The 23,190-nt window shown below is 70.0% G+C and carries 24 protein-coding genes; 11 read left to right on the forward strand and 13 right to left on the reverse strand.

Features of this window, described 5'->3' with window-relative positions; translation table 11 throughout:
• Positions 1–62: 62 nt before the first annotated feature.
• From ncot_RS06735 to ncot_RS06770, 8 genes are all read right to left on the reverse strand, one after another.
• Positions 63–1,145, reverse strand: a complete 1,083-nt coding sequence (locus ncot_RS06735; RefSeq protein WP_168616912.1) for a zinc ribbon domain-containing protein — start codon at positions 1,143–1,145, stop codon at positions 63–65.
• Positions 1,146–1,213: 68 nt separating this feature from the next.
• Complete coding sequence (locus ncot_RS06740) at positions 1,214–2,032, reverse strand: siderophore-interacting protein (protein ID WP_168616913.1); 819 nt, start codon at positions 2,030–2,032, stop codon at positions 1,214–1,216.
• Between the two features lie 84 nt (positions 2,033–2,116).
• Positions 2,117–3,160, reverse strand: coding sequence for a 3-deoxy-7-phosphoheptulonate synthase (aroF, locus tag ncot_RS06745; RefSeq protein ID WP_168616914.1), 1,044 nt, complete (start codon positions 3,158–3,160; stop codon positions 2,117–2,119).
• Between the two features lie 89 nt (positions 3,161–3,249).
• Positions 3,250–3,720, reverse strand: a complete 471-nt coding sequence (locus ncot_RS06750) for an SRPBCC family protein (protein WP_168616915.1) — start codon at positions 3,718–3,720, stop codon at positions 3,250–3,252.
• A 75-nt stretch (positions 3,721–3,795) separates the two neighbouring features.
• Positions 3,796–4,692: a DMT family transporter gene (locus ncot_RS06755; RefSeq protein WP_240938110.1), complete on the reverse strand. Its 897-nt coding sequence runs from the start codon at positions 4,690–4,692 to the stop codon at positions 3,796–3,798.
• A complete protein-coding gene (locus ncot_RS06760) occupies positions 4,689–5,567 on the reverse strand; it encodes a deoxyribonuclease IV (RefSeq protein ID WP_168619208.1) in 879 nt (292 codons plus the stop codon). The genes ncot_RS06755 and ncot_RS06760 overlap by 4 nt, the downstream gene beginning before the upstream one ends.
• Before the next feature lie 82 nt (positions 5,568–5,649).
• Positions 5,650–7,689: a Stk1 family PASTA domain-containing Ser/Thr kinase gene (gene pknB / locus ncot_RS06765; RefSeq protein ID WP_240938111.1), complete on the reverse strand. Its 2,040-nt coding sequence runs from the start codon at positions 7,687–7,689 to the stop codon at positions 5,650–5,652.
• Positions 7,690–7,804: 115 nt separating this feature from the next.
• On the reverse strand, positions 7,805–8,587 hold the full coding sequence (locus tag ncot_RS06770) for a transglycosylase SLT domain-containing protein (protein ID WP_168616916.1): 783 nt from the start codon (positions 8,585–8,587) through the stop codon (positions 7,805–7,807).
• Positions 8,588–8,771: 184 nt separating this feature from the next.
• On the opposite strand from ncot_RS06770, the gene ncot_RS06775 reads away from it, so the two are divergent.
• Genes ncot_RS06775 through ncot_RS19800 form a run of 3 tightly spaced genes read left to right on the forward strand, consistent with a single transcriptional unit; the run spans position 8,772 to position 10,092 of the window.
• Positions 8,772–9,143, forward strand: a complete 372-nt coding sequence (locus tag ncot_RS06775; RefSeq protein ID WP_168616917.1) for an Rv2175c family DNA-binding protein — start codon at positions 8,772–8,774, stop codon at positions 9,141–9,143.
• Between the two features lie 11 nt (positions 9,144–9,154).
• Positions 9,155–9,676 carry a ribonuclease domain-containing protein gene (locus tag ncot_RS06780; protein WP_168616918.1) on the forward strand — a complete coding sequence of 174 codons (522 nt, stop codon included), beginning with the start codon at positions 9,155–9,157 and terminating at the stop codon, positions 9,674–9,676.
• On the forward strand, positions 9,673–10,092 hold the full coding sequence (locus ncot_RS19800) for a barstar family protein (protein ID WP_168616919.1): 420 nt from the start codon (positions 9,673–9,675) through the stop codon (positions 10,090–10,092). The genes ncot_RS06780 and ncot_RS19800 overlap by 4 nt, the downstream gene beginning before the upstream one ends.
• 11 nt (positions 10,093–10,103) lie before the next feature.
• Here ncot_RS19800 and ncot_RS06790 read toward each other — a convergent pair whose 3' ends face one another.
• On the reverse strand, positions 10,104–11,165 hold the full coding sequence (locus ncot_RS06790) for a polyprenyl synthetase family protein (protein ID WP_240938112.1): 1,062 nt from the start codon (positions 11,163–11,165) through the stop codon (positions 10,104–10,106).
• Between the two features lie 77 nt (positions 11,166–11,242).
• Here ncot_RS06790 and metF point away from each other — a divergent pair, with 77 nt between their 5' ends.
• Entirely contained in the window at positions 11,243–12,133 is an 891-nt protein-coding gene (gene metF / locus ncot_RS06795) for a methylenetetrahydrofolate reductase [NAD(P)H] (protein WP_168616921.1), read from the forward strand.
• Positions 12,134–12,177: 44 nt separating this feature from the next.
• Here the strand turns inward: metF and ncot_RS06800 are convergent, their stop codons facing one another.
• The 4 genes from ncot_RS06800 to ncot_RS06815 form a co-directional block, all read right to left on the reverse strand.
• Positions 12,178–13,521: an NAD(P)/FAD-dependent oxidoreductase gene (locus ncot_RS06800; protein ID WP_346766640.1), complete on the reverse strand. Its 1,344-nt coding sequence runs from the start codon at positions 13,519–13,521 to the stop codon at positions 12,178–12,180.
• A gap of 67 nt (positions 13,522–13,588) precedes the next feature.
• The gene (locus ncot_RS06805; protein ID WP_168616923.1) at positions 13,589–14,179 is read right to left on the reverse strand and encodes a DUF4126 domain-containing protein; all 591 of its coding nucleotides are present in this window, start codon (positions 14,177–14,179) and stop codon (positions 13,589–13,591) included.
• A 129-nt stretch (positions 14,180–14,308) separates the two neighbouring features.
• Positions 14,309–14,668, reverse strand: a complete 360-nt coding sequence (locus ncot_RS06810; protein WP_168616924.1) for an ArsC/Spx/MgsR family protein — start codon at positions 14,666–14,668, stop codon at positions 14,309–14,311.
• 3 nt (positions 14,669–14,671) lie between these two features.
• Positions 14,672–15,136: a YbaK/EbsC family protein gene (locus ncot_RS06815; protein ID WP_168616925.1), complete on the reverse strand. Its 465-nt coding sequence runs from the start codon at positions 15,134–15,136 to the stop codon at positions 14,672–14,674.
• Positions 15,137–15,233: 97 nt separating this feature from the next.
• Between ncot_RS06815 and ncot_RS06820 the strand changes: the two genes are divergently transcribed.
• The 7 genes from ncot_RS06820 to ncot_RS06850 all read left to right on the forward strand — a co-directional run bounded on the left by ncot_RS06820 (position 15,234) and on the right by ncot_RS06850 (position 23,118).
• Positions 15,234–15,548 (forward strand): hypothetical protein, encoded by a 315-nt coding sequence (locus tag ncot_RS06820; protein ID WP_168616926.1) that lies wholly within the window; start codon positions 15,234–15,236, stop codon positions 15,546–15,548.
• Between the two features lie 5 nt (positions 15,549–15,553).
• Positions 15,554–17,119, forward strand: a complete 1,566-nt coding sequence (locus ncot_RS06825; protein ID WP_206065189.1) for a hypothetical protein — start codon at positions 15,554–15,556, stop codon at positions 17,117–17,119.
• Positions 17,120–17,161: 42 nt separating this feature from the next.
• Positions 17,162–17,599 (forward strand): hypothetical protein, encoded by a 438-nt coding sequence (locus ncot_RS06830; RefSeq protein WP_168616928.1) that lies wholly within the window; start codon positions 17,162–17,164, stop codon positions 17,597–17,599.
• Positions 17,596–17,970 carry a hypothetical protein gene (locus ncot_RS06835; protein WP_168616929.1) on the forward strand — a complete coding sequence of 125 codons (375 nt, stop codon included), beginning with the start codon at positions 17,596–17,598 and terminating at the stop codon, positions 17,968–17,970. Before ncot_RS06830 ends, ncot_RS06835 begins: the two co-directional genes overlap by 4 nt.
• A gap of 354 nt (positions 17,971–18,324) precedes the next feature.
• Entirely contained in the window at positions 18,325–18,729 is a 405-nt protein-coding gene (locus ncot_RS06840; RefSeq protein WP_168616930.1) for a DUF6504 family protein, read from the forward strand.
• 14 nt (positions 18,730–18,743) lie between these two features.
• Complete coding sequence (locus tag ncot_RS06845; protein ID WP_240938113.1) at positions 18,744–19,244, forward strand: SAV_6107 family HEPN domain-containing protein; 501 nt, start codon at positions 18,744–18,746, stop codon at positions 19,242–19,244.
• Positions 19,237–23,118, forward strand: coding sequence for a DNA polymerase III subunit alpha (locus ncot_RS06850; protein WP_168616931.1), 3,882 nt, complete (start codon positions 19,237–19,239; stop codon positions 23,116–23,118). Before ncot_RS06845 ends, ncot_RS06850 begins: the two co-directional genes overlap by 8 nt.
• Positions 23,119–23,190 lie beyond the last annotated feature (72 nt).

Below are 23,190 nucleotides of genomic sequence, written 5' to 3' on the forward strand. Positions count from 1 at the left end.
CCGGGAGGCGACGCCATGGGCTCGGCAGTACCCGGCGGGAACCACGCTCAAACCTGACCGGGTCAGGAGGTCGTGCCGCGCAGGGCCACCGTGCTGATGGCCGTGACGTTCTTGCCCAGCGGCCCGGAGCCCGGGGCGCTGACCGAGACGATGCGCAAGCTGATCGTGCGCGTCGTGGCGGCGTCGACACGGATGACCTGCAGGTCGGTCGAGTCGCGCAGCTCCTGGGTGACCGTGGTGCCGTCGTCGAAGCTCCACTCGACCTCGGTGATGCGCCGGTTCTTGGGGTACCAGTCGACCGTGCGGTTGCCGGTGGTGTCCGTCTTGGCGTAGCCGTTGACCAGGCCGACCTCGTGGATGGTTGCCTCGTCGGGCAGCTCGAGGGTGATCGTGCGTCCGGAGGCATCACCCGGAAGGCGGTAGGCCGTACTCGGCGAGCCGTCGAGCATGTTGGCCGGCGGGTAGGTGACCCTGTTGCCGGACAGGTCGGTCCCGGGCTTGATCGGGGCGGGACCCGAAGCCTTCACCTGATCGGTGAGATCGACCGCCTCGGCGGGGTCGGCCGGGTCGTCGCCGGGACCCGGGTCATCCGGAGCAGCGGTGTCGTCGTCCCGGGTGGTGCCGGTCCCCTGGGAGCTGTCCTCGGAGGCCGCCGTGCCGTCGTCGGAGTCCCGACTGCCCAGCCAGGTCCCGATGCCCACGCCCAGGAGCAGGACCAGCAGCAGGGGCAGCAGCCACAGCAGGGGCGAGCGTCTCCCGGGCTCGTCGGAGCGGTGCGAGCCGCTCGGGGGCGCGGGGGACGCCGGGGGTTGCCACACCGGGATCTCGTCAGCATGCGAGGGCTGCGCAGGGCCCGGAGGCACGGCCGCGGAGCGCTGTTCCGGTGAGCGGGTCGGCACTTCGTCGGCGAACAACGGGGGAGGCGCCTGCTGCGGCTGTTGGGCCGGTGGGGCGGCATACAAGGGAAAGCGGGGGCCCGTGGAGGCGTCAGGTTGCACGGCCGGCAGCCGGACCGAGGTCTTCTCCGCCGCAGCTTCCTCGGTGCCCTGCGGCTGGGACGTGCGCGGCTGGTCCACGGGCATGCCACAGTTCGTGCAGAAGCGGCCCGGCCCCAGCCCGGCGCCGCAGTTCTTGCAGAATTCCATGGGTTCCCCTCGCCTCTCGCGCCCCGAAGCCTAGGCGACCCGGCGAGTCGGGCGAAACCTGAGTCCGCTCAGGCCTCGCTCCGGGCCAGGTCCTGCTTCCACTCCCGGAAGCCCTCCTCGGTACGTCCGCGACGCCAGTACCCCGAGATCGAGACCGCGTCTCGAGGCAGCCCCTTCTCCTTGAACAGGAAGGGACGGACCCCGTGCATGACCGCTGCGGCCTCCCCGTGGACGAAGACCTGGACCGTCCCCGGCAGCCACTCGAGGTCGCGGATCGCCTGAACCAGCGGGGCATGCCGCCCCGCCCGGTCGTCCGGTACGTCGTGCGACGCGGCCCCGCGCAGGAGCCACGTGACCTCCACGTTCTCGCCCTCGCCGAGCTCGATGACGTCGTCCTCGTCGGCCACCTCGACCAGGACCCGTGCCACGGCGCCAGCGGGGAGTGACTCGATCGCGGCAGCCACCGCGGGCAGGCCGGCCTCGTCGCTGCCCAGCAGGTGCCAGTCGACGTCGGGTCGGGGGGCGTAGCCACCGCCGGGGCCGTTGGCGAGGATCACGTCGCCGGGCTGGGCCGCGGCAGCCCATGGGCCGGCGACACCCTCGTCGCCGTGCACCACGAAGTCGATCGCCAGCGTGCCTGCTGGGACGTCGAGGCTGCGGACGGTGTAGGTGCGCAGGATCGGCATCTGTTCAGGTGGGAGGGTGCCCCGCAGCGCATTCAGGTCCAACGGGTCGGGGTGGTCGACTCCGGGTTGCTGGAAGATCAGCTTCACGTAGCGGTCGGTGTCGACACTGTCGGCGAAGCCGGCCAGGTCTCCGGAGAAGTGGACCCGCACCAGGTGCGGCGTCAGCTGCTCGGTGGAGCGGACGGTGAGCTGGGTGGGCAAGGAGGCTCCTCGGTCGGGTCGGGTGCCCCCAGTTGTATCCGAACGCTCCCAACGTGCCACGGGCCACGACCCGCGCGACCCGGGTCAGCGGGTGAGCGTCGAGGCGTCCACGCGGCCGACCACTCCGGGGAGTCGACGGACGGCTTGGGCCAGCTCGCGCAGCTCGGTGCCCAGCAGGGCCTGCGGCCCGTCGCACAGCGCGGTCTCCGGCTTGGGATGCACGTCGACGATGACGCCGTCAGCACCGACTGCGATCGCCGCCCGCGAGAGGGGGACGACAAGATCCTTGCGTCCGGCGGCGTGGGACGGATCCACGATGATCGGCAGGTGGCTGGTCGCCTGGACGACCGGGACTGCCGAGATGTCGAGGGTGTTGCGGGTGGCCGGTTCGAAGGTGCGGATGCCCCGCTCGCACAGCACGATGTCGAGGTTGCCGCGCTGGGCGACGTACTCCGCGGCCATCAGCCACTCCTCGATGGTGGCCGTCATGCCGCGCTTGAGCAGGACCGGCTTGCCGACGTCACCCACGGCCTGGAGCAGCGCGAAGTTGGCAGCGTTCCTGGTGCCGATCTGGAGCATGTCGGCGTACTCCGCGACCACGGCGACGTCCCGGGCGTCGATGACCTCGGTGACCACCGGCATCCCGGTGGCTGCCCGGACGTCGGCGAGGATCTCCAGACCCTTCACCCCCAGGCCCTGGAAGGCGTACGGCGATGTGCGGGGCTTGAACGCACCACCACGCAGGATCGTGGCGCCGGCCGACTGCGCCATGCGCGCGGCCTCGACGGTCTGCTCGGCGCTCTCCACGGCGCACGGCCCGGCGAGGAAGGTGAACGACTCCGGGCCGATCGGCACCTGCTTGCCCTCGGGGCCGACCCAGACGGTGGACCGCTCGGAGTGGTGCTGGCGACTGACCAGCTTGTAGGGGTCGGAGATGCGGTGGACGTCGGCGACGCCCCGGAGCGTCCGGAGGTTCAGGTGGTGGAACGACTCGATGTTGCCGACCAGGCCGATGATGGTGCGGACCACGCCCTTGGACACGAACGCCTCGCCGCCGACACCCTCGACTCGCGAGACGACGCGGGCGATGTCCTCATCGGTCGCCTCGGGCGACATCACCACAACCATGGAGCGAGAATAGTGCCGCCGGTGACGGGCGACGCGCGGAATTCAGGATGCGGGATCTCCGGCCCGGTGACGGCCCCGCCGGTGCGGCTTCAGACGACGCGGGCCTCGGCCTCGGACTTGATGTCCTCCAGGTCGTGGTTGAGCATCCGGCGGGTCGCGCTGAAGCCCCACCCGCCCCAGATGTGCCACATCATGTCCTCGGCCTTGTTGCGCTCGGAGGTGTCGATGTTGGCGGTCACCAGGAGCTTGGTGCGACCACCGGCGTGCGACTGCAGCGAGAAGGCGGTGCGGATGCGGTCGTGGCCGAGCCTGGTCTCGTGCATCGTGCGATGGGGCTTGACCGACTCGACGACGTGCATCTCCTCCTCACCGTGGTGGCCGAACATCGCCCGGGTCTCGCGCCACGTCGTCCCGACGTCGTAGCCGGGGGCACCGAGCGGCTCGACCTGCTTGACGCTGCGCAGGATGTGGTCGGCATGCGGCAGGTCGGTGAGCACCTGCCAGACGATCTCAGGGGGTGCCTCGATCTCGATGTCGAGGTGGATCACGTGTCCGGTCATGGGTGGAACCTCCTCAAGCCTCCATCGTCCGCCTGAGTCGGATCGCTGTCGACACCCCGTTCTCGCTCTCACGGCTCAGACGGCGATGTGCGTGACCTCGCCCTCGATCTTGCGGCGCGGCATCAGCTCCACGACGAGCATCGCGCCGAAGACCAGCAGCCCGCCGGTGAGAAGTCGCGCAGTGAGGTCCTCGCCGCCGGCCAGGACCGCGAAGAACGCCGCGAACACCGGCTCCATGCTCATGACGATCGCGCTGCGGGTCGGCGTCAGGTGGGCCTGCGCCCAGGTCTGGCCAGCCATGGCGAGGGCCCCTGCCCCGACCGCCATGTAGACGATGCTGATCCAGTCGCCGCCGTTGTCCGGGATGGTGATGCCGTTGGGGGCCGCCCCGACGAAGCACACGACGGAGATCACCGCCAGCTGCACGATCGCCATGCCCATCGCCTCGTCCCTGCGCGACCAGGCACCCAGCCCGACGATGTGGAGTGCATAGATCACCGCGCTGAGCAGCGTGAGGCCCTCGCCGTACCCGAAGGCCAGGCCACTGGGCTGCAGGGTGAGGACGGTGATCCCGACGATCGCCATGGCCACGGCGAGCCAGGTCAACCGGCCGATGCGTGAGCGGAGGAGCAGGGCGGCGAGCAACGGCGTGCACACGACGTAGAGGCCGGTGATGAAGCCCGAGACGGATGCTGCGGTGTGCGCCAGGCCGACCGTCTGGGCCACCTGGGCGCCGGCATAGAGCACCCCGAGGACGACCGCCTGGCGCCGTGACTGCGACGACAGGCGCCCCAGGGCCCGGGGGAAGAGCAGGACCAGGGCCACGGTCGCGATCGGGAAGCGGACCGCCAGGAAGTCGAGCGCACTGATCCGGTCGGAGAGGTCCTTGATGAGGTAGAACGTCGAACCCCACATGGCCGCCATGCCGAGAAGAGCCAGGGTGGCAAGGCGGGTGGTCGTGCTCTCCCTCACTCGCGGGCCTGCTCGCGCAACTTCTTGAGCAGGTCGAGGTCGGGACTCCCGACCTCGCGCGAGCCCGGTGTCTCGAGGACGAACGGCACCCCGTCGGTGGCGGGGTGGGCGAACAGGTCGCGGAAGGCGTCCTGACCGATGTGGCCGGCGCCGATGTTCTGGTGCCGGTCCTTGAACGCGCCACGCACGTCCATGGAGTCGTTGGCGTGGATCAGGCGCAGGCGGCCGGGGCCGCCGATCTCGACGATCCGGTCGACGGTCGCCTTCGTGCCACCCGTCTCGTCGAGAGGGGCACCGGCCGCGAAGACGTGGCAGGTGTCCAGGCAGATGCCCGCCTTGGGGTGGAAGTCGAGCGCCGAGAGGTAGGGATGCAGGTCCTCCACCCCGGCGCAGAGGGATCGACCCTGCCCGGCGGTCGGCTCCAGCAGCAGCCACGGGGCGGCGTCGTCCTCGACTGCCTCGAGGAGGGGGAGGAGGCCCTCGCGCACCTGGCGCATCGCGGCGGCGTACTTCTCCTCGGATCCGGTGGGGTCGACGAACGAGCCGGTGTGCACCACGACACCCTCGGCGCCGATCTCGGCGGCCCGCCTGAGGTTGTGGGCGACGGTCTCCACGGACTTCTCGTAGGTCGCCGGCGTGGGGGAACCGAGGTTCACCAGGTACGGCGCGTGGATGAACGCGCGAGTGCCGTCCTCGCGGGCCTCGCGGAACGCCCTGTCCTCCGCGGGGTTGCCCTTGCTCGCGGCCCAACCGCGCGGATTGCCGACGAAGACCTGGAGCGTCTCGTAGCCGATCTCGCGAGCCTTGGCGAGGGCGCCGGAGGCCAATCCCTTGCCGACCGGGACGTGGGAACCGATGGGGTTGCGCAGGGCCATGTCAGTCACGTGGACAAGGCTAGGTGGTGGTCGAGAAGCGCGAGGAACGAGGCGGTCTGCCGAGACCGTGAGCCGTGAGCCGTCAGACGATGGTGATCGTGACCGTGCTGCCCTTGGGGGCCATGGTGCCGCGGCCCGGGTCGGAGGTCAGCACGTAGCCGAGGCCGATGTAGTTCGGGTGCTTCTCGACCTCCACCCGGAACCCCGCAGCCTCCAACGTGTCGGTGGCGGCGTCCTGGCCCATGCCGACCACACGTGGCACCTCGATCAGCTGAGGGCCCTTCGAGACCACGAGGTCGACCGTGTCGCCCTTGAAGAGCTGGCCGCTGCTCGGGCTCTGCGAGATGACGTTGCCCTCGGGGACGTCGTCGTCGAACTCCTCGGTGACGTCGACCTCGAGATCCTGTTGCTCGATCCATTCCTCGGCACGGTCGGCATCCTTGCCGGTCCAGTCCTTGACCTTGATCGGCCTGGGGCCCCGGCTCAGGATCAGGTCGACGCTCGCACCGGGGCGTTGGGAGGTGCCGGCCGCGGGGTTGCTCCTGATGACCCGGCCGGCCGGGACCGACGGGTGGTAGCGGGGGATCGAGCGGCCGAAGTCGAGGTGGGCATCCAGGATCGCCTGCTGGGCCTCGTCCTCGGACCTGCCCTTCAGCTTCGGCACGTCGTAGCGCTCCTTGCCGAGCGAGATCGTGACCGTGACCCTCCCGGCGTCGAGCACCCGGTCGCCCGGGCCCGGGTCGGTGCTGATGACCAGGCCCTTCCGGATGTCCTCGGAGTACTCCGGGTCGGCCTCCGCGAACTCGAGGCCGGCGGCCTCGATCTTCTGCTGCGCGGCCGCGGCGGTGAGCTCGATGACGCTGGGAGTGGTCGTGTAGCGGGCAACCCCGAACCAGTAGGCGCCGCCACCGACGGCCAGGGCCGCCAGCAGTGCCAGAACCAGGAGCAGCGCCCCGCGCCGCCGCCGCCTCGGCTCGGCGTCGACCGGGGACCAGGGGGGTACGCCGTCCGGTGCGGGATCGTCGTGAAGTGGTCGGGCGACGGGGCCGGCCAGCGCTGCACCGCGGTCGATGTGGCTCGTGCGGGGGAAGTCCTGGACGCCGCCGGCGGTGAGCTCCCCGGTGGCTTCGCCCTGGTCGAACGGGTCTTGGGCGGTGTCCTCGCGGAACTGCTCCTCCTCGTGCTCGCGGGCCGCCGGTGGTGCGAGGTCGGCGACCAGCTCGGGGTCGTCGACCACCCCCTCGGCGAGAGCCTGGGCAACCCGGTGCACCTGGTGCAGGAACACCCGCGCGTCGGCCGGCCGGTGTCCGCGATCACGAGCGGTGGCGCGCGCGACCAGCGCGTCGACGTACGCCGGGATGTCGGGCACGGTCTCCGACGGAGGAGGTACGTCCTCGTGGACGTGCTTGTAGGCGATCTGGATCGGCGACTCGCCCTCGTGGGGCTTGCGGCCGGTGAGCAGCTCATAGAGCACCACGCCGGCGGCATAGACGTCGGCGCGGGCATCAGCCCGTCCGTCGACGACGAGCTCGGGTGCCAGGTAGGAGACGGTCCCGATGAGCACGCCGCCCGTCGCGGTGTGCTGCGTGTCGGCGCTGATCGCCTTGGCCAACCCGAAGTCGGCGACCTTGACCCGACTCGTTCCCGAGTCGTCGTCAGGGGAGATCAGGACGTTCTCGGGCTTGATGTCCCGATGGATCAGCTTCGCCTGGTGGGCGGCGGCCAGCGCGGAGAGCACCGGGTCGATCAGCGCCAGGGCCTTGCGGGGAGGCATCGGGGCCTCCTTGCGGATCACGTCGCGCAAGGTGTGGCCGGGGACGTACTCCATCGCCAGGTAGATCGTGCCGCGGTCGCGCCCCTGGTCGTAGACACCGACCACGTGGGGGTGGGAGAGCTTGGCGGCGTGGCGGGCCTCGCGCACGAACCGGCTCGCGAACTCCTCGTCGTCGCCCATGCCGGGGTGCATCACCTTCAGCGCGATGACCCGGTCCAGCCGGTCGTCGTGAGCCTCGTAGACCGAGGCCATTCCGCCGCTGGCGATCCGGCGTCCGACGCGGTAGCGGTTGTCGAGGAGCCGACCGATCAATGGGTCGCTGAGGTCCCGCTCGTTGCCTGGCTCCACTTCTCGACCTCCGTGCGCGGCTGGATGGGGAAGGATCCGCCGGGCTCAATCCTACGGAACCCCGCATGGTTCACCCGCCCACGGTGGTCTCCGGCGTGGCGACCCACCCGGCTCGCTACGGCGTACCGCCGGACTCGAGACGCCGCTTGATGGCCATCACGTTGCGGACATAGGAATGCGTCTCGTCGAAGAGCCCGTGCTCGCGCACGGCGCCGAGCCCTTGGTAGTAGGCGCCGACCTGGTGCCTGCGCGAGCTGGTCTGGTCCCCGAGCAGGTCCAGCAGGAGCACGCCGGCGAGCACGTTGTCCTGCGTGTTGCGCAGCGCCAGCGAGCGGCCGGCGTAGAGCGACATCCACTCACCGGTGGTGGGCAGCACCTGCATGGCGCCGATGGCGCGGGCGCTGGAGACGTGGTGCATCTGCCAGCCGGACTCCTGCCAGGCAACGGCCAGGGCGAGGTGCGGGTTGACGCCGTGTCGGCGGGCGGTGTCGGTGATGACGTTGCGGACCTGTTCGCGGCTCGGGTCCGTGTGGTGCCCGGTCTTCCGGGGCTTCTTCGACGCAGGCTTCGTCGGTGTGGAGTCATCCGACGCGGCCGAGCGCACGACCGGGATCCGGATCCGGTCTCCGACGGTGAGGGCAGCGGTCGACCCGAGATGGTTCAGGCTGATCAGCTCGTTGGTCCACGCGTGGTACTTCACGGCCAGCTCGGTCGCGGTGTCACCCGGCCGCACGGTGTGAACGATGATCTTGCGACCCGGTGGCACCTCGTCGGCCAGGGCGGGAGAGGCGGTCGCGACCAGCCCGGCGGACAGCAGTCCCGCGCTGAGCAGGGCGCCGGTGACCCGACCGGTACGTCGTCGGAGGTGGCCGGTGGACAGGGGAGTGGGGAAGTTCATTGACGGAGTGTCCCTTCGCCAGTTCTCCGGCACCCGGGACTCCGAGGGTCCCGTGGGTGGCGACCGGACAACCCCACGACGGTAACCGCTGCTCTCCAAGATGCTCAAGTGACGCATGTGACTGGAGTGTCGTTCTGGGCCGAGGGATTTCCTTGCACCTGTCGGTGATGGAAGAGTTGCCACCATGAACGATGCCGCTGCTCGCGAACCCGACCTGGCCACGCTCGTCGATGAGTGGCTCGACTGGGCCCAGACCGCCGAGGCACTCGGGGTCAGCGTGAACCAGGTCCGCACGATGATCCGTGAGCACACCCTTGCGGCCGCCGTCCCCGTCGAGGGCGCGGGCCAGCAGGTGCCAGCCGGATTCGTCCACGACGGCCAGGTCGTCAAGGGGCTTCCCGGCCTGCTGACGCTCTTCCACGACGGCGGATGGTCCGACCGCGAGTGCATCGCGTGGATCTACTCCGACGCAGACCTCCCGGGGCGTCCGATCGACGCGCTGCGTGAGAACCGCGGTTCCGAGGTCAAGCGCCGCGCCCAGGTCGAAGCCTTCTGAGGTCCGGCACCATGGGCATCTCCGCGAGCCAGCGCAAGTTCCTCTCGTTGGTCGCGGCTGTCCTGGTCGCGGTGGGTGCCTGGTGGTTCCAGCAGGGGACCGGCGACGGCAACAACCCGGCGGACCGTCGTCCCCAGCAGAGCCGGTCGTCCGCACCGAGCCCCTCGTCCGGGTCGGCGAGCACGCCGGCAGGGTCGGCGAGCCCGTCCGGCTCGAGCTCCTCGTCCGACGACGGTGTCGAGGACCCGGAGTCCGGGCTGACCTGGGTCGATGAGGACGAGCTGCCGACGGAGGCCCGGCAGACGCTCGACCTCATCGACGAGGGTGGGCCCTATCCCTACGACCGTGACGGGGTGACCTTCGAGAACCGCGAGGGCATCCTTCCGAGTCAGCAGCGGGGCCACTACCACGAGTACACCGTCCCCACCCCGGGTGAGGACGATCGCGGTGCCCGGCGCATCGTCACCGGCGACGAGGACGAGTTCTTCTGGACCGCCGACCACTATGCGTCCTTCGAGAGGATCCGTCGATGAGTGGGCTCGCTGCCGTCCTGGCCGGCCGTGTCGCCGGCAACCTGCACCAGTGGCACGGCAACTTCGAGGTGGCCGACGTGGCGAACGCGGTCGAGCACGCCGGGTGGGCGTTCGCCCACGTCGACGGGTGGCGGGCCACCACCAAGCCGGAGGTGCTCGCAGCCTTCGGCGACGCGTTGGCGTTCCCCGAGTGGTACGGCGCCAACTTCGACGCCCTCAACGACTGCTTGTCCGACCTCACCGTCGACACGCTGCTGCTGTGGGACGGGTGGGGGACCCTTGCCCGCGGCGACGAGCACGCGTTCACGGTCATGCTGGACCTGCTCGCCGAGCCGACCCGTGGCGCCGGACGGTTCGTCGTGCTCCTGCGTGGTGACGGCCCGGAGCTGCCCGGGTCAGTGACCTCGCTCGACTGACTCGCCCGGGGTCAGAGTGTGCGTTGGGTGGCGGCGGAAGCCAGATCGGTGAGCGCGACCTTGGCCCCGGGCAACAGGTCAGCCGCTGCCAGGGCGTCGAGCGAGCGCCGGGCCAGCTCGGTGATCATCGCCTCGACTCGCTGGTCGGCACCGGACTCGATGATCAGGGCACGGAGCTCCTCCACCTGATCGGTGTCCAGGTCGGTGCCCAACGCGCGATCGAGGACGGCGGCACGTTCGGTGGAGACACCGTCGAGGGCCATCGCGACCAGGACCGTGCGCTTGCCCTCGACGAGGTCGTCCCCGGCGGGCTTGCCGGTGACTGCGGGGTCACCGAAGACTCCGAGCTGGTCGTCGCGCAGCTGGAAGGCCTCACCCAGCGGCAGGCCGAATTCCGTGAGGGTCGCCAGCACCTCGGGTCCGGCGCCCGCGAGCGCCGCACCCACGTGGAGCGGCCGCTCGATCGAGTACTTGGCCGACTTGAAGCGCAGCACCGTCATCGCGGTGTCGACGTCGGCTCGGCCGCGGGCCTGCACCGACACGTCGAGGAACTGCCCGGCCACCACCTCGGAGCGGCAGATGTCGAAGACGTCCATCGCGGAGGAGACCCGGTCGAGTGGGAGGCCGCAACGACGCAACAGCTCGTCCGCCCAGGTCAGCAGCAGGTCACCGAGCAGGATCGCGGCCGCGGCGCCGTACTGCTCGGGGTCGCCGGTCCAGCCGCGCGTCCGGTGGTCGGCCTCGAAGGCGCGGTGCGTCGCAGGTCGCCCCCGCCGGGTGTCGGAGGCGTCCATGAAGTCGTCGTGCACGAGGGCACTGGCGTGCAGCAGCTCGAGCCCGGCGCAGGCACGCAGCAGCGCCTGCTCCTCCTCGGGGGTCGGTGTGCTGATCGCGTGGTAGCCCCAGTAGCAGAAGGCCGCCCGGAAGCGCTTGCCTCCGCTGACCGCGAGACGCGCCTCGGCGATGAGCCGTGCGGCGTCGTCGCCCAACGGCTCCAGCCGTCTCGACTGCTCGTCGAGGAAGCCGTCGATCACGGACTGGAGACTGGCCCGGAAGGCCGCTGGGTCGCTCACGACGACGAGCCTAGCCATCGGGTTCTGCAGGGTGGACGGCACCCGTGCGGTGGCGGTGCGGTCACTAGACTCCCGGTATGGACCACCAGACGCCGCGCAGCATCGGGCAGCTCATCCGCAGCGGTGAGCGCTCGTTCTCGTTCGAGTTCTTCCCGCCCAAGGATGCTGCCGGGGAAGAGCAGCTGTGGCAGGCGATCCGCGAGCTCGAGCCCTACCAGCCCACCTTCGTGTCGGTGACCTACGGCGCGGGCGGCACCACCCGGGACACCACCGTGGCGATCACCGGACGCATCGCCAAGGAGACCTCGCTGCTTCCGGTGGCCCACCTGACCTGCGTCGGGCACACGGTCGACGAGGTCCGCGACGTCCTGGGCTCCCTGGCCGCAAGCGGGGTGCACAACGTGCTCGCCCTGCGTGGCGACCCGCCCGGTGGCCCGGGCACCCCATGGGAGCCGACGAACGGTGGTGTCAACTACGCCTCCGAGCTGGTCCGGGTGATCAAGGACGCCGCAGACGTCAGCGTGGGTGTCGCCGCCTTCCCCGAGGGGCACGTCGATGCAGCCAGCCTGGACGACGACGTCGCGGTGCTGAAGGCCAAGCAGGACGCGGGCGCGGAGTTCGCGATCACGGAGATGGTGCTGCGGGCCTCCGACTACTTCGCTCTGGTCGAGCGGGCTGCGGCAGCCGGCGTCGACATCCCGATCATCCCCGGGGTCATGCCGATCCTGAACATCAACTCGATGCGCCGCATGGTCGAGCTGTCCCGTCGTGAGCTGCCCACGGAGGTGGTGCAGCGGCTGTACCCCTTCGAGGACGACAAGGCGGGACTGCGTGCCGAGGGCATCGCGATCGCCACCGAGCTGTGTGACGCCATGCTCGACGGCGGGGCGCCGGGCCTGCACTTCTACACGCTGAACCGGTCGAAGGCGACCCGCGAGATCTTCGAGGCCCTGCGGATCACCGTCTGATCCGAGGACCCGGTGGCAGCACGGCGACCTGCCTCTGCTCCCACCTAGGCCGGGCCGACCTCCTGGGCGACCAGGGCAGCCGAGAGCCCGACATGGGGGATGCCGGCGCCGGGGGCGGCGTGCGCTCCGGCGGCGTACACCCCGGGCACGGGCGTGGTGGTCGAGAGGCGATCCCTCAACGTGTTGCGGCCCTGCCACAGCACGCCCATCGGCGAGCCGCCCCACTGCTCGACCTGGGTCCGTGGTGAGCGGTCGACGCGCACCTCGACGTGCGGCCTGAGGTTGAGACCCTTGCGCACCAGGCCGAGCACGATGTCTTCTGCGAGCAGGCCGCGCGCCAGGACGGTCACGGCCTTCCCACCTTCCGGAGCGGTGCCGCCCGTGCGCACGACGAGCATGGGGTCACCGTGGAAGACGGACTCGGGAGGCAGGACCGGGACGTCCCCGGTCAGTCCGAGGTGGCACACGACCGGAGGAATGGCCGGCATGGTGCGACGCACGTGGGGCGCGAGGACCGGCAGCCCGCGCGGGTCGATCGCGCACACCACCACGTCGGCGTCGATCTCGCCGCTGTCGGTCGCGACCGCGACTGCGCGCCCGCCGCGGACCACGATGTCATCGACCCGGGTGTCGAGCAGCACGGTGACCTTGCGCGTCGCCAGTCGCTGGGCCAGCACGTCGCAGAGCCGCCCGAAACCACCCTCGACCGTCCAAGCGCCGAACCGCTGCTCCACGTAGGAGACCATGCCCATCCAGGCCGGCACGTCCCGCGGGTCGTGGCCCTCGAAGACGAAGGGGTGGGCAGCGAGCATCCTCAACCTGTCGTCCTTGAAGGACTTCTTCAGGCGCTTGGCGAGCATCTCGCGGGTGAAGATCCGTGCCGTGGTCTCCTTGCTGGCGAACTCGGGTATCCACGGGCGCTCGAGGTAGTCACGGCGGATCGCCTCCCAGTCGTCCGCGAACGCCCCGACGTAGGACGCCCACTGGTCACCGAGTCCCGGCGCCAGGTCGTCGAGCGCCTCGACCTGCGCGGCGCGCGACCCACCGGGCAGGGCGACGCGGGTGTCGTCCTCGAAGTGGTGGGTGCGGATGATCTCCTGCGGGACCAGGTCGATCTCGCGCTCGAGGGGCCGTCCCGACTTGCGGAACAGGTCGCGCACGACGGCGGGCAGCAACGTGGCCGAAGGACCGGCGTCCCAGGTGAACCCGTCCTTCTCCACGGTGCCCATCGCCCCGCCCAGGTGGGGGAGACGTTCCACGAGGGTGACGTCGTGGCCGAGCTTGGCCAGCCGCGCGGCCGACGCCATGCCACCGAAGCCTCCACCGATCACCACCACGCGCGCCATGCGGTGAACCCTAGAGGAATGGTCGGCGCTGCTGGTGACCAGTTCGTCGCGTCAACGAGCCGTGCGCAGGAATTCCGCTCGAAGGATGCTGCGAACCCTGCGGTGGGGTTCAGGCGTACGCCGGGGGGTGGCGGTCCCGGCCCTTCCAGCGCCGCCAGAACTTCCGGATCAGCCTGGCCGCGAAGTAGAGCACGACGAGCCCGGTGACCAGAAGGACCCCGGCGATGCCCGCGGCCGCCACCGGGTGCTCGATGGCGAACCACACGACCCCCAGCACAGCGAAGTCCTCGACGACGCTGGCGGTGATGTTGGTGACCGGCTCGGGCGAGGAGTTGATCGCCATCCGTCCCCCCATCTTGACCAGGTGGGAGGCCAACGCGCTGCCACCCCCGACGACACCGGCGAGCGCGGCGCTGAGCGAGTCGGACTCGCCCGCGACCAGGACGCCGAGGACGGCGCCGATGGTGGGCCGGATGGCGGTCGAGATGGTGTCCCAGGTGGAGTCGATGAGCGGGATCTTGTCGGCGACGAACTCCATCGCATACATGAACCCGGCGAGGGCGAGCACCGGCCAGCTGCCCAGCACGTCGGGGATCTCGCTGACCCCGAGCCGTTCGGCAATGCCCATGACGAGGACGACCAGGTAGGCGTTGACACCACTGGCCCAGCCGTTGGAGAACACCAGTGCAAGCGATTCCACGCAAGGGACTCTAGGCCATCGCCAGCCCGAGGCCGGGCCACGACGCGAACGGTTGCGGAGAAGCTCTTTGGGGCGGAGGTCGCCAACGCTCTCCCGCCCGTGGAGCAGGCGGGGTCGCCACGTGAGCTGCTACGTGCCGATGATGCGGGCCAGTGTCTCGTCGTCGCGCGCGACCACGGCGGTGCCGTCATCGAGGGTGATGATCGGACGCTGGATGAGCTTGGGGTGCTCCGCCAGGGCGGCCACCCAGTCGGCGCGGTGGGCGTCGTCCTTGGGCACGTCCTTCAGGGAGATCTCCTTGGCGATCGGCTCATTCATCCGAGCGATGTGCCACGGGTCGAGCCGGAGCCTGGCCAGCACGTCCTCGATCTCGGCGACGGTCGGCGGGTCGTCGAGGTAGCGGCGCTGGGTGTACTCGTTGCCGGCCTCGTCGAGCGTGCTCGCCGCAGTGCGGCACTTCGAGCAGGCCGGGTTGATCCAGATCTCCACGGTCTATTCCACCTCGAGCTCGGTTGCGCCGGTCATCGCGACCAGCTCGTCGAAGGTCGTGCTGAACACCGCCGCGGGATGGCCCGCGGCGGCCCAGACCACGTCGTACCTGCGCAGCCACGGGTCGATGAACGTCGGCACCGGCGTCGGGTGGGCGATGGGGGAGACCCCGCCGATCACCTGGCCGGTGTGGTGCCTGACGAAGTCAGGCCTGGCCCGCTTGAGCGGCCCGGTGGTCGCCTCGACCTTCGCGGTGTCGACGCGGTGCGCGCCGCTGGTCAGGACCAGCACCGGTTTGTCGTCGGAGTCGAAGAGCAGGCTGTTCGCGATCGCACCGACCTCGCAGCCCAACGCGTCCGCGGCGAGGGCCGCGGTGTGCACGGAGTCGGGCAGCACGACGATCTCGCCGGAGCCGCCCTTCTCGGCCAGGGCGGCCCGGAACTTCTCGATGGAGGCGTGTTCAGCCATGCGGCAGACTCTAGCGGTGCGCCGGACGGTCATGGTGTGTCAGGAGGTTTGCAGCTCGCGAGGCCGGGAAGACCACTCGGCGAGACGAAGGGGACCCATGGGATTCGAAGTAGTCGTTGCCGACATCAACGCTGCGGCCACGAAGCTGCGGGAAGCCGCGAGGGGCGTCAAGGACGCCGACCCGAGCGCCGACATCGACGACATCGCCACGGCACTCCCCGGAAGCAGGAGCGGGCCCAAGGCCACCGCGCTGGGCACAGCGTGGAAGTCCCGGTTCAAGAAGTGGCACGACGACGCGGTGGCCGAGGCCCGGGAGCAGGAGAAGAGCGCCGATTCCTACGACGCCTCCGACTACGCCTCCGACCTGCGGATCCGCCAGCACGGGCTGTACCACCGGAGGGGGATCGAGTAGGGATGGTGTCCATCGACAACCTCATCGACTGGAAGCCCGGGGATCTCGACACGGTGGCCGATGTGCTGATCAAGCAGCGCAAGGCGTTGGTCGACCTGCAGGACGAGATCGACGACTCCGATCCGCCGCTGAGCTGGGCCAGCCAGGCAGGGGACAACGCGCGCACGTCGCACGAGAAGCTGCGGCTCCGGCTCAACGACATGGTGGCCGAGGTCTCCGACATCTCCGTCTCCCTCGTCGAGTCCGAGCGGCTGATGAAGGCAGCCAGGACCAAGCTGACCGACGCGCTCGCCCTCGCCCGGACCAAGGGCTACACCGTGGACCACGCCACCGGCTCGGTCACCGATCCCGCCACGTACGTGCACGAGGTCGACGTGTCGCACGCGCAGCGCTCGTTGCAGGTGATCGCCGATGACATCGGCTCGGCGCTCACCGATGCCGACGACGCCGACGCCGCCTTGGCCAAGGCGCTCGACGCCGCGGCCAAGGGCAAGGTGGACGGTGGTGACGAGACGCTCTCCGAGGCGGCGATCCAGCTGCCGCCGTCGATGGACGACCTCACCCAGGAGGAGCTCGTCGAGCTTCTCGGCGGAGACATCGCGATCAGCACGATCAGCGCGTTCCTCGACGCCGAGCTCGAGTTCGCCACGTGGGAGCTCGAGGGGAAGGCCGAGGCCCAGTACGTCGTGATGGCGGACGGGACCGTCAGGATGTCCCTCTCCCTGGAGGCCGGTCTCGGGCGCGAGATCGAGGTGGCCGGCACGGAGGCCGACGTCTCGGCCGGGGGCACGACCTCCTTGGAGCTGTCGTTCGACTCGCCGGAGGAGGCCAAGAAGTTCCTCGACGGCCTCGACGACGCGACCCTGGAGTTCGACGGCCTCGGCGACTTCATGAGTCCCGGCGCGACGGTGGTGTCGAACGTCGCGGACTACGTGATGAAGCAGGACATCACCAGCTTCAAGGTCGGCGTCTACGGCCAGGGTGAGGTCGAGACGGACTCGCCCCTCGGACAGGCCACGATGTCCGGACGGCTGGATGCCTACTACGACGTGGTCAAGGAGGAGATGGGCATCAAGGTGACCGGAAAGCTGGATGTTGACAACGTGGCCGGTCACCAGGACGTCAGCGGGGCTGTCGAGCTCTCCGGAGAGCTCACCGCGAAGAAGAACGGCGACTTCAACGACTTCACGCTCTCGGGGAAGATCGAGGCCAGTGCCCTCAACCAGAAGCTCGGCCTCGACCTGCCTCCCGGCACCAGCACCGGCCAGGGGTTGGACGTCGAGCTGAAGGTCACCGCCGACAACCCTGCGGCGGAGGCCATCAAGTCGGCCGTGGCCCGCGGCGACATGGACGAAGCCACCGAGCTGGCCATGGAGAACGGCAGGGTCGTCATCCGCCAGACCACCATCGAGTCGTTGGCCAGCGAGGAGATCGAGTTCGATGCCGGGGTCGGCGGGGCGGAGATCGAGTACGGCGCATCCGTCGAGACGGCCAACGTGGTCTTCGTGCGCCCGGAAGGGTCGCACGACCTGGTCCAGCTGGACCTCTCGCAGCTGCCTGCAGGAAAGTGATCCGACGTGTTGACACCCCTCACCTCTGCGCACCTTGGCCCGATGACCCTGCCCGTCCCGGCCGTTGCGCCCAGCCACTTCAGTGGCAGGCACGGCGAGATGTGGCAGTGGCTCGGCGACGGTCGGGAGCTGATCAGCCTCTCCCTGGCCGTGCGCGAGACCAGGCTGGGCACCCCGCAAGGCGTGGCCGACCACCTCAGCTGGGAGATCGACCGGATCCGCAAGCAGCTCGATGCAGGCGCTGACTCCCGGGTGCATGCCGGAGTCGACGTACGCGTCCGCGGCGCCGTGGGATCCGCAGCCGCGGACGTCGACGGCACGCAGCGCTCCTTGGAGGTGCGCAACCGGCTGGTCGTGACCACCGACGGCGCCCACATGCACCTGGTGCAGGTGATGGTGCGCGACCACGAGGCCGGCAGGGAGCTCGCCTCGGAGATCTCGTCAGGACTCGTCGTCGAGCCGTGGAACCTGCCCGGATGAAGGCCGCGATCGGGTGCTTGGCGGTGGTCGGGCTGGGCTTCGTCCTCCTGCTCGGCCTGGCCTTCTTCCTCATCGCCGACACCGAGGACCAGGGCGACCTGACGAAAGAGGTCGAGGTCACCGTCACCAAGTCCGAGAAGTGGCGCAAGAACAGCAGCGGCCACAACGTCGACTACACCTATCGCTTCCGTGGCCAGCGTTTCGTCAACGAGACGTGGATCTCCAACGTGGGCTGGATGCCCGGTGAACCGCTGAGTGCCTGCATCAGTCCCGACGAACCGGAGCGGCACGCGCTGCGGACGAACGGCACCGAGGTCTGCGGCGACGACTTCATCGACTTCACCGTGGAGACGGCCGAGCCGGCTCCGTGAGCCTGGCCCGTGCGCCTGGCCCTGCGAGCCTGCCCCGTGGCGCATCTTCCCGAATCACGTCTCCGATCATCTTCCGGTCAGGTTTCTCCGGTCAGGATTCTCCGGACAGGTTTCTCCGGACAGGGGTTGAGTCCTGTCCGTGTGCCGGTGTACCTTTGAGGTGTTCGAACAAATGTTCGATCGCTCCCCGGTGGGGGCGACCTCGACCCCCGCCTCCACCGGGCTCACGCCAGCAGCACGGGCCGCAGCAGCACAGCCGCGGCACAGACCGGCGTGAGGTCGCAGCACCGGGGTCGGAGGGGTCGAGAAGAGACAGGGGTCGAAACCGTCTGAAGCTCTGGGGAAGGAGCGGAAATGCGTCGGTACGACGATCCCGTGGAAGTGCGCAGGGGAATGGTGGGACAGCCCGGCCGTCAGGTCGAGGCGCCCGAGCAGTTCCTCTGGCGCGGCAAGCTGTGGAAGGTGCGCGAGGTCGTCGCGCACTGGGTCGAGACCGGGCCGTGGTGGCAGTCCGCCGACGCCCGTGCCTTGGTCGGGACCGACGGGGAAGAGGTGCCCCGCCGATCGGCGGGCAGGTCGCCCGGCAGGTCGCCCGGCAGGGGACTGTCGGTGGCCAGTGCTGGACTGCTCTCAGAACGGGAGATGTGGCGGGTCGAGGCCGGCTGCGGAATGAGCGGGGGCCTGGGCACCACGGGGGTCTTCGACCTCTCCTTCTCCTGGACTGACGGCAACTGGCAGCTCCTCGGCTGCGCGGACTGAAGGGCGGACGACCCATGACCACGATGAACCCCTACTGCCTCCCGGCAACGACCCACTCCTACCTCGAGCGGGCCGCCGAGTCCCTGCGTGAGGCCATCACCGCGACCGAGGTTCCTGCTCGTTATGCCTGCGCCCATGTCGCAGCACTGCGGGCTGCTGCTGCCCTGATCGCGGCCAGGGCCGTGCCCGTGGCGGCGACCAGCCGACGACGTGCCCAGAAGAATGCCTGGGTGCTGCTCGCCGAGGTGGCCCCCGAGCTCGCCGAGTGGGCGACGTTCTTCGCCTCCGGCGCTGCCAAGCGAGCTGCCGCCGAGGCCGGCTCGACCCGAGCCGTCACCGAGCGCGAGGCCGACGACCTGGTCCGTGAGTCCGATCGGTTCCTGGCCGTCATCGAGCAGTCGCTCGGCCTGTCTCCCCACGTGTCCCACGACGGTCAACTGGCACTGCGGGCCGGAGGCGCACGCTGGGTGGAGGGCGCCGGCGTCCTCGACGAGCAAGCCGGGAGAAGTGCCTGACCCGTTCGTCCATCTCCACGTGGCCTCGGGCTACTCGCTCCAGCACGGCGCAAGCCATCCCCACGTGCTGGTCGAGCGCGCCCTCGAGCAGGAGATGGACACGCTTGCGCTGACCGATCGCAACGGCACCTACGGTGCGGTGCGGTTCGTCAAGGCCTGCCAGCAGGCCGGGATCCGACCGGTGCTGGGGGTGGACCTGGCGTATGCGGGGTCTCCGTGGCGTGGTGTCGAGACGGCTCGTTCCTCGCCTCCTCAACCACCGTCGGGGGCAGGGCGCCCCCGCACGCCGGTGCGCGGCGGTGCATTTCGCGAGCAGGGGCTCCCGCGGGCGGTGTTCCTGGCCTCGGGCAAGGCCGGATGGGCGGCGATCTGCCGACTCGTCTCGGCCACCCACCTGGCCGGCGAGCGAGGTCGGCCGGTGACCACGCCCGAGCTGATCGCCGAGCACCTCGGAGACGACGTGCTCGTGCTGCTCGGGCCGACCTCGACGCTGGGCGACGCCGCCACGGCGCGTCGCGACGACCATGCCCGCGCGGTCCTCGACCGCTGGCGCGAGATCGTGCCGCCCGGCAACCTGGTGGTCGAGGTGACCTCCCACCGGCTCCCGGGCCACGGCCCGGGGTCATCACCCCACGCCGCCCGGATGGTCGGGGTGGCTCGCAGCGCCGGCCTCCCGGTGGTGCTGTCCAATGCCGTCCGGTACGCCGATCGGCTCGACGCCCCGACCATCGACGTGCTCGACGCAGCCCGCACCCTGGTCCCGCTGGGCTCGGCCGGGTTGTCCCGTGTCGGGCCGGGCGGCTTCCGGGGCAACGCCGAGGGCTTCCTCAAGTCCGGCAAGCAGATGCACGACGTGGCCGAGGAGATCTGCCGCCATGCCGGGCTCGGGAACGACACCGCCCACGCCGGCCAGGAGCTGCTGGCCCAGACCCGGAAGATCGCGGATCGATGTGTGATCGACCCGAAGGCTGACCTGGGCCTGGGGGAGATCCACTTCCCGGAGTTCGAGTTCGCGCGAGGCACGAGCTCGCTCGCTCCTCGCGATCACGAACGAAGGTTGAGGAGCGTCGGTCCGAACCGACGCGGTAGCGGCGGGACGGACGACGCGTCTCGGAACCAGGCCGCCGATGCGGCGCTGCGCCAGCGGTGCGAGGGGGCGATCGGGTGGCGCTACGGAAACGCTCCTCGACAACGCATCTGGAAGCGGCTCGACGACGAGCTGGAGGTGATCCGCGAGCTCGGCTACGCGTCGTACTTCCTCACCGTGGGCGACGTGGTCGACCTGATCCGGGAGATGAAGGTCCGGGTGGCCGCGCGAGGTTCGGGCGCCGGCAGCCTGGTCAACTACCTGCTCGGCGTCTCCGGCGTCGACCCGATCCGACACGGCCTGCTGATGGAGCGGTTCCTCTCACCGCTGCGCCAGGACCTGCCCGACATCGACGTCGACGTGGAGTCCGCGCGACGGCTCGAGGTCTACGACGCCATCCTCGACACCTATGGCGGGGAGCGGTGCGTGGCGGTCTCGATGATGGAGACCTATCGGGTGCGCCACGCGGTGCGCGACGTCGGGGCCGCCCTCGGCATGCCGCCCGGCGAGACCGATGCGATCGCCAAGGCCTTCCCCCACATCCGCGCAAGGGACGCCCGGATGGCGCTGCGCGACCTGCCCGAGCTCCGCGCCAGTGGCCTGGGCGAGCAGAGGCTCGACATGTTCTTCGGCCTGGTCGAGCGGCTCGACGGGCTGCCCCGACACATCGCCATGCACCCCTGCGGCGTGCTGCTCTCCGACACGACCCTGCTCGACCGTACCCCGGTGGAGGCCAGCTGGGCCGGCTACCCGATGAGCCAGTTCGACAAGGACGACGTCGAAGACCTCGGCCTGCTCAAGCTCGACGTGCTCGGCATCCGCATGCAGTCGGCGATGGCCCACGCACTCACCGAGATCAAGCGGGTCGACGACGTCGACATCGACCTCGACAGCGAGGCCGAGGTGCCCTTCGACGACGCCACCACCTTCGAGATGATCAGTGACTCCAAGACGCTGGGGGTCTTCCAGATCGAGTCGCCCGGCCAACGGGAGCTGGTCGGCAAGTCCGGCATCGACAGCTTCTCCGACATCATCACCGACATCTCGCTGTTCCGGCCCGGGCCGGTCAAGAGCGACATGATCACGCCGTACCTCAATGCCAAGCAGGGCTGGAAGATGCCCTCCTACCTGCACGACGACCTCAAGCCGATCCTCGGGCAGACCCACGGCGTCGTGGTCTTCCACGAGCAGGTCATCGAGATCATCGCCCAGTTCGCCGGGGTGACCTACGCCGAGGCCGACGAGAAGCGGCGGGCGCTGGGCGACACCGAGGGCATGGCCGACACGAAGACCTGGTTCTTCCCGCGGTGCTTGGGGCTGGGCTACAGCACGCGGGTCGCCGAACAGATCTGGAAGATCCTCGAGGCCTTCGCCTCGTTCGGGTTCTGCAAGGCCCACGCCGCCGCGTTCGCGCTGCCGACCTACCAGTCCGCCTGGCTCAAGGCGCACTGGCCGGCGCACTTCCTCTCCGGTGTGCTCACCCACGACCCCGGCATGTACCCCAAGCGGCTGATCCTCGACGACGCCCGCCAGTTCGGCATCACCGTGCTCGGGCTCGACGTGAACCACAGCGAGAAGGCATTCACCGTCGAACGCGTCGATGATGGCTACGGCATCCGCCTCGCGCTCTCCGAGGTCAAGGGCATCAACGAGGGTGAGGTCGAGCGCATCGTCAGCGCGCGTCCGTTCCATTCCCTGAGCGACCTCTGGCACCGCGCCCATGTCTCCCGGCCGGTGTGCGAGCGCCTGGTGCTGACCGGTGCCTTCGACTCCGTCTATCGGATCGGGTCCCCCCACGACGTACGCCGTCGGGGTTCGGTGACTCGGCGCGACCTGCTGCTGCAGGTCGCCGAGCTCGATCGGCTGGCCCGGTCGGTGGCGCGCTCGTCGACGCGGGGACGTGGCCTGGCCTCCAAGGGACTGGCCCCGTCCGCGAGGACCCCAGCCCAGGAACGCGCCGAGCAGGCGGCCGAGCGCAGCAGCAGCGATCCGCTGGTGCGGGAGGAGTCGCCGGTCGCGGAGCGTCATGCACTCGCCTCGGCCGGGGTGTGGGCCAAGGCCGCCGCCCAGTCCCGGGCGACCAGGGCGCCGCGTCCGGTCACCAGCGTCCAGCTCACCCTCGACCTCGGTGACGAGCCGGGTGACGGGGAGGCCAGTGGGTTGCCCGAGATGGACGTGCACGAGCGGATGCGGGCCGAGCTGGAGATCCTCGGGCTCGACGTCACTGCCCACGTGGTCGACAACTACGCCGACTTCCTCGACGACCTCGGCGTGGTGCGCAGCAAGGACCTCCTCACCCAACGCAGTCGCTCCGAGCTGCTGGTCGCCGGGGTCAAGGTGGCCACCCAGACGCCGCCGATCCGTTCCGGCCGTCGGGTCATCTTCCTGACCCTCGACGACTCCACCGGGCCGGTCGACGCCACCTTCTTCGAAGACGCCCAGGGGCCCTACGCGGCCACCGTCTTCCACTCCTGGTTGCTGGTGGTGCGTGGGGAGCTGCGACGCACCGGCCGTCGAGGAGTGTCCGTGCGCGCCACCGGCTGCTGGGAGCTCCCCGAGCTGTACGCCGTGTGGCGGGCCGGGGGAGTCGAGGCAGTGCGTGAGCTGATGGCCGAGGTGCCCGGTGGCTTCGAGAGCTCCGCGCCCAAACGGGTGCTGGTGCACACCAGTGGGTTCCGGATGTCGCCGTACGCCGACATCAAGCCAGCCGGAGGACCGACGTCGCGTGGCTCCGACATCGTGGCTGCCCGGACGTTGTGGCACCGCAGTCCCGGGAGCGCCGGATGAGATCGACCGCCAACACGCCACGGTTGTCACAGCCTGTGCCGGGCTCGCGGGCCCGGCCACTAGTCTGGGTGC

This window comes from Nocardioides sp. JQ2195 (assembly GCF_012272695.1).
Lineage (GTDB): Bacteria > Actinomycetota > Actinomycetes > Propionibacteriales > Nocardioidaceae > Nocardioides.

Excerpts from the sequence above, each read along its gene's own strand:
- ncot_RS06735 (WP_168616912.1), bottom strand. The coding sequence starts at position 1,145 with ATGGAATTCTGCAAGAACTGCGGCGCCGGGCTGGGGCCGGGCCGCTTC.
- aroF (WP_168616914.1), bottom strand. The coding sequence starts at position 3,160 with ATGGTTGTGGTGATGTCGCCCGAGGCGACCGATGAGGACATCGCCCGC.
- ncot_RS06750 (WP_168616915.1), bottom strand. The coding sequence starts at position 3,720 with ATGACCGGACACGTGATCCACCTCGACATCGAGATCGAGGCACCCCCT.
- ncot_RS06760 (WP_168619208.1), bottom strand. The coding sequence starts at position 5,567 with ATGGCCCTGCGCAACCCCATCGGTTCCCACGTCCCGGTCGGCAAGGGA.
- ncot_RS06770 (WP_168616916.1), bottom strand. The coding sequence starts at position 8,587 with ATGAACTTCCCCACTCCCCTGTCCACCGGCCACCTCCGACGACGTACC.
- ncot_RS06775 (WP_168616917.1), top strand. The coding sequence starts at position 8,772 with ATGAACGATGCCGCTGCTCGCGAACCCGACCTGGCCACGCTCGTCGAT.
- ncot_RS06780 (WP_168616918.1), top strand. The coding sequence starts at position 9,155 with ATGGGCATCTCCGCGAGCCAGCGCAAGTTCCTCTCGTTGGTCGCGGCT.
- ncot_RS19800 (WP_168616919.1), top strand. The coding sequence starts at position 9,673 with ATGAGTGGGCTCGCTGCCGTCCTGGCCGGCCGTGTCGCCGGCAACCTG.
- metF (WP_168616921.1), top strand. The coding sequence starts at position 11,243 with ATGGACCACCAGACGCCGCGCAGCATCGGGCAGCTCATCCGCAGCGGT.
- ncot_RS06815 (WP_168616925.1), bottom strand. The coding sequence starts at position 15,136 with ATGGCTGAACACGCCTCCATCGAGAAGTTCCGGGCCGCCCTGGCCGAG.
- ncot_RS06820 (WP_168616926.1), top strand. The coding sequence starts at position 15,234 with ATGGGATTCGAAGTAGTCGTTGCCGACATCAACGCTGCGGCCACGAAG.
- ncot_RS06830 (WP_168616928.1), top strand. The coding sequence starts at position 17,162 with ATGACCCTGCCCGTCCCGGCCGTTGCGCCCAGCCACTTCAGTGGCAGG.
- ncot_RS06835 (WP_168616929.1), top strand. The coding sequence starts at position 17,596 with ATGAAGGCCGCGATCGGGTGCTTGGCGGTGGTCGGGCTGGGCTTCGTC.
- ncot_RS06840 (WP_168616930.1), top strand. The coding sequence starts at position 18,325 with ATGCGTCGGTACGACGATCCCGTGGAAGTGCGCAGGGGAATGGTGGGA.
- ncot_RS06845 (WP_240938113.1), top strand. The coding sequence starts at position 18,744 with ATGACCACGATGAACCCCTACTGCCTCCCGGCAACGACCCACTCCTAC.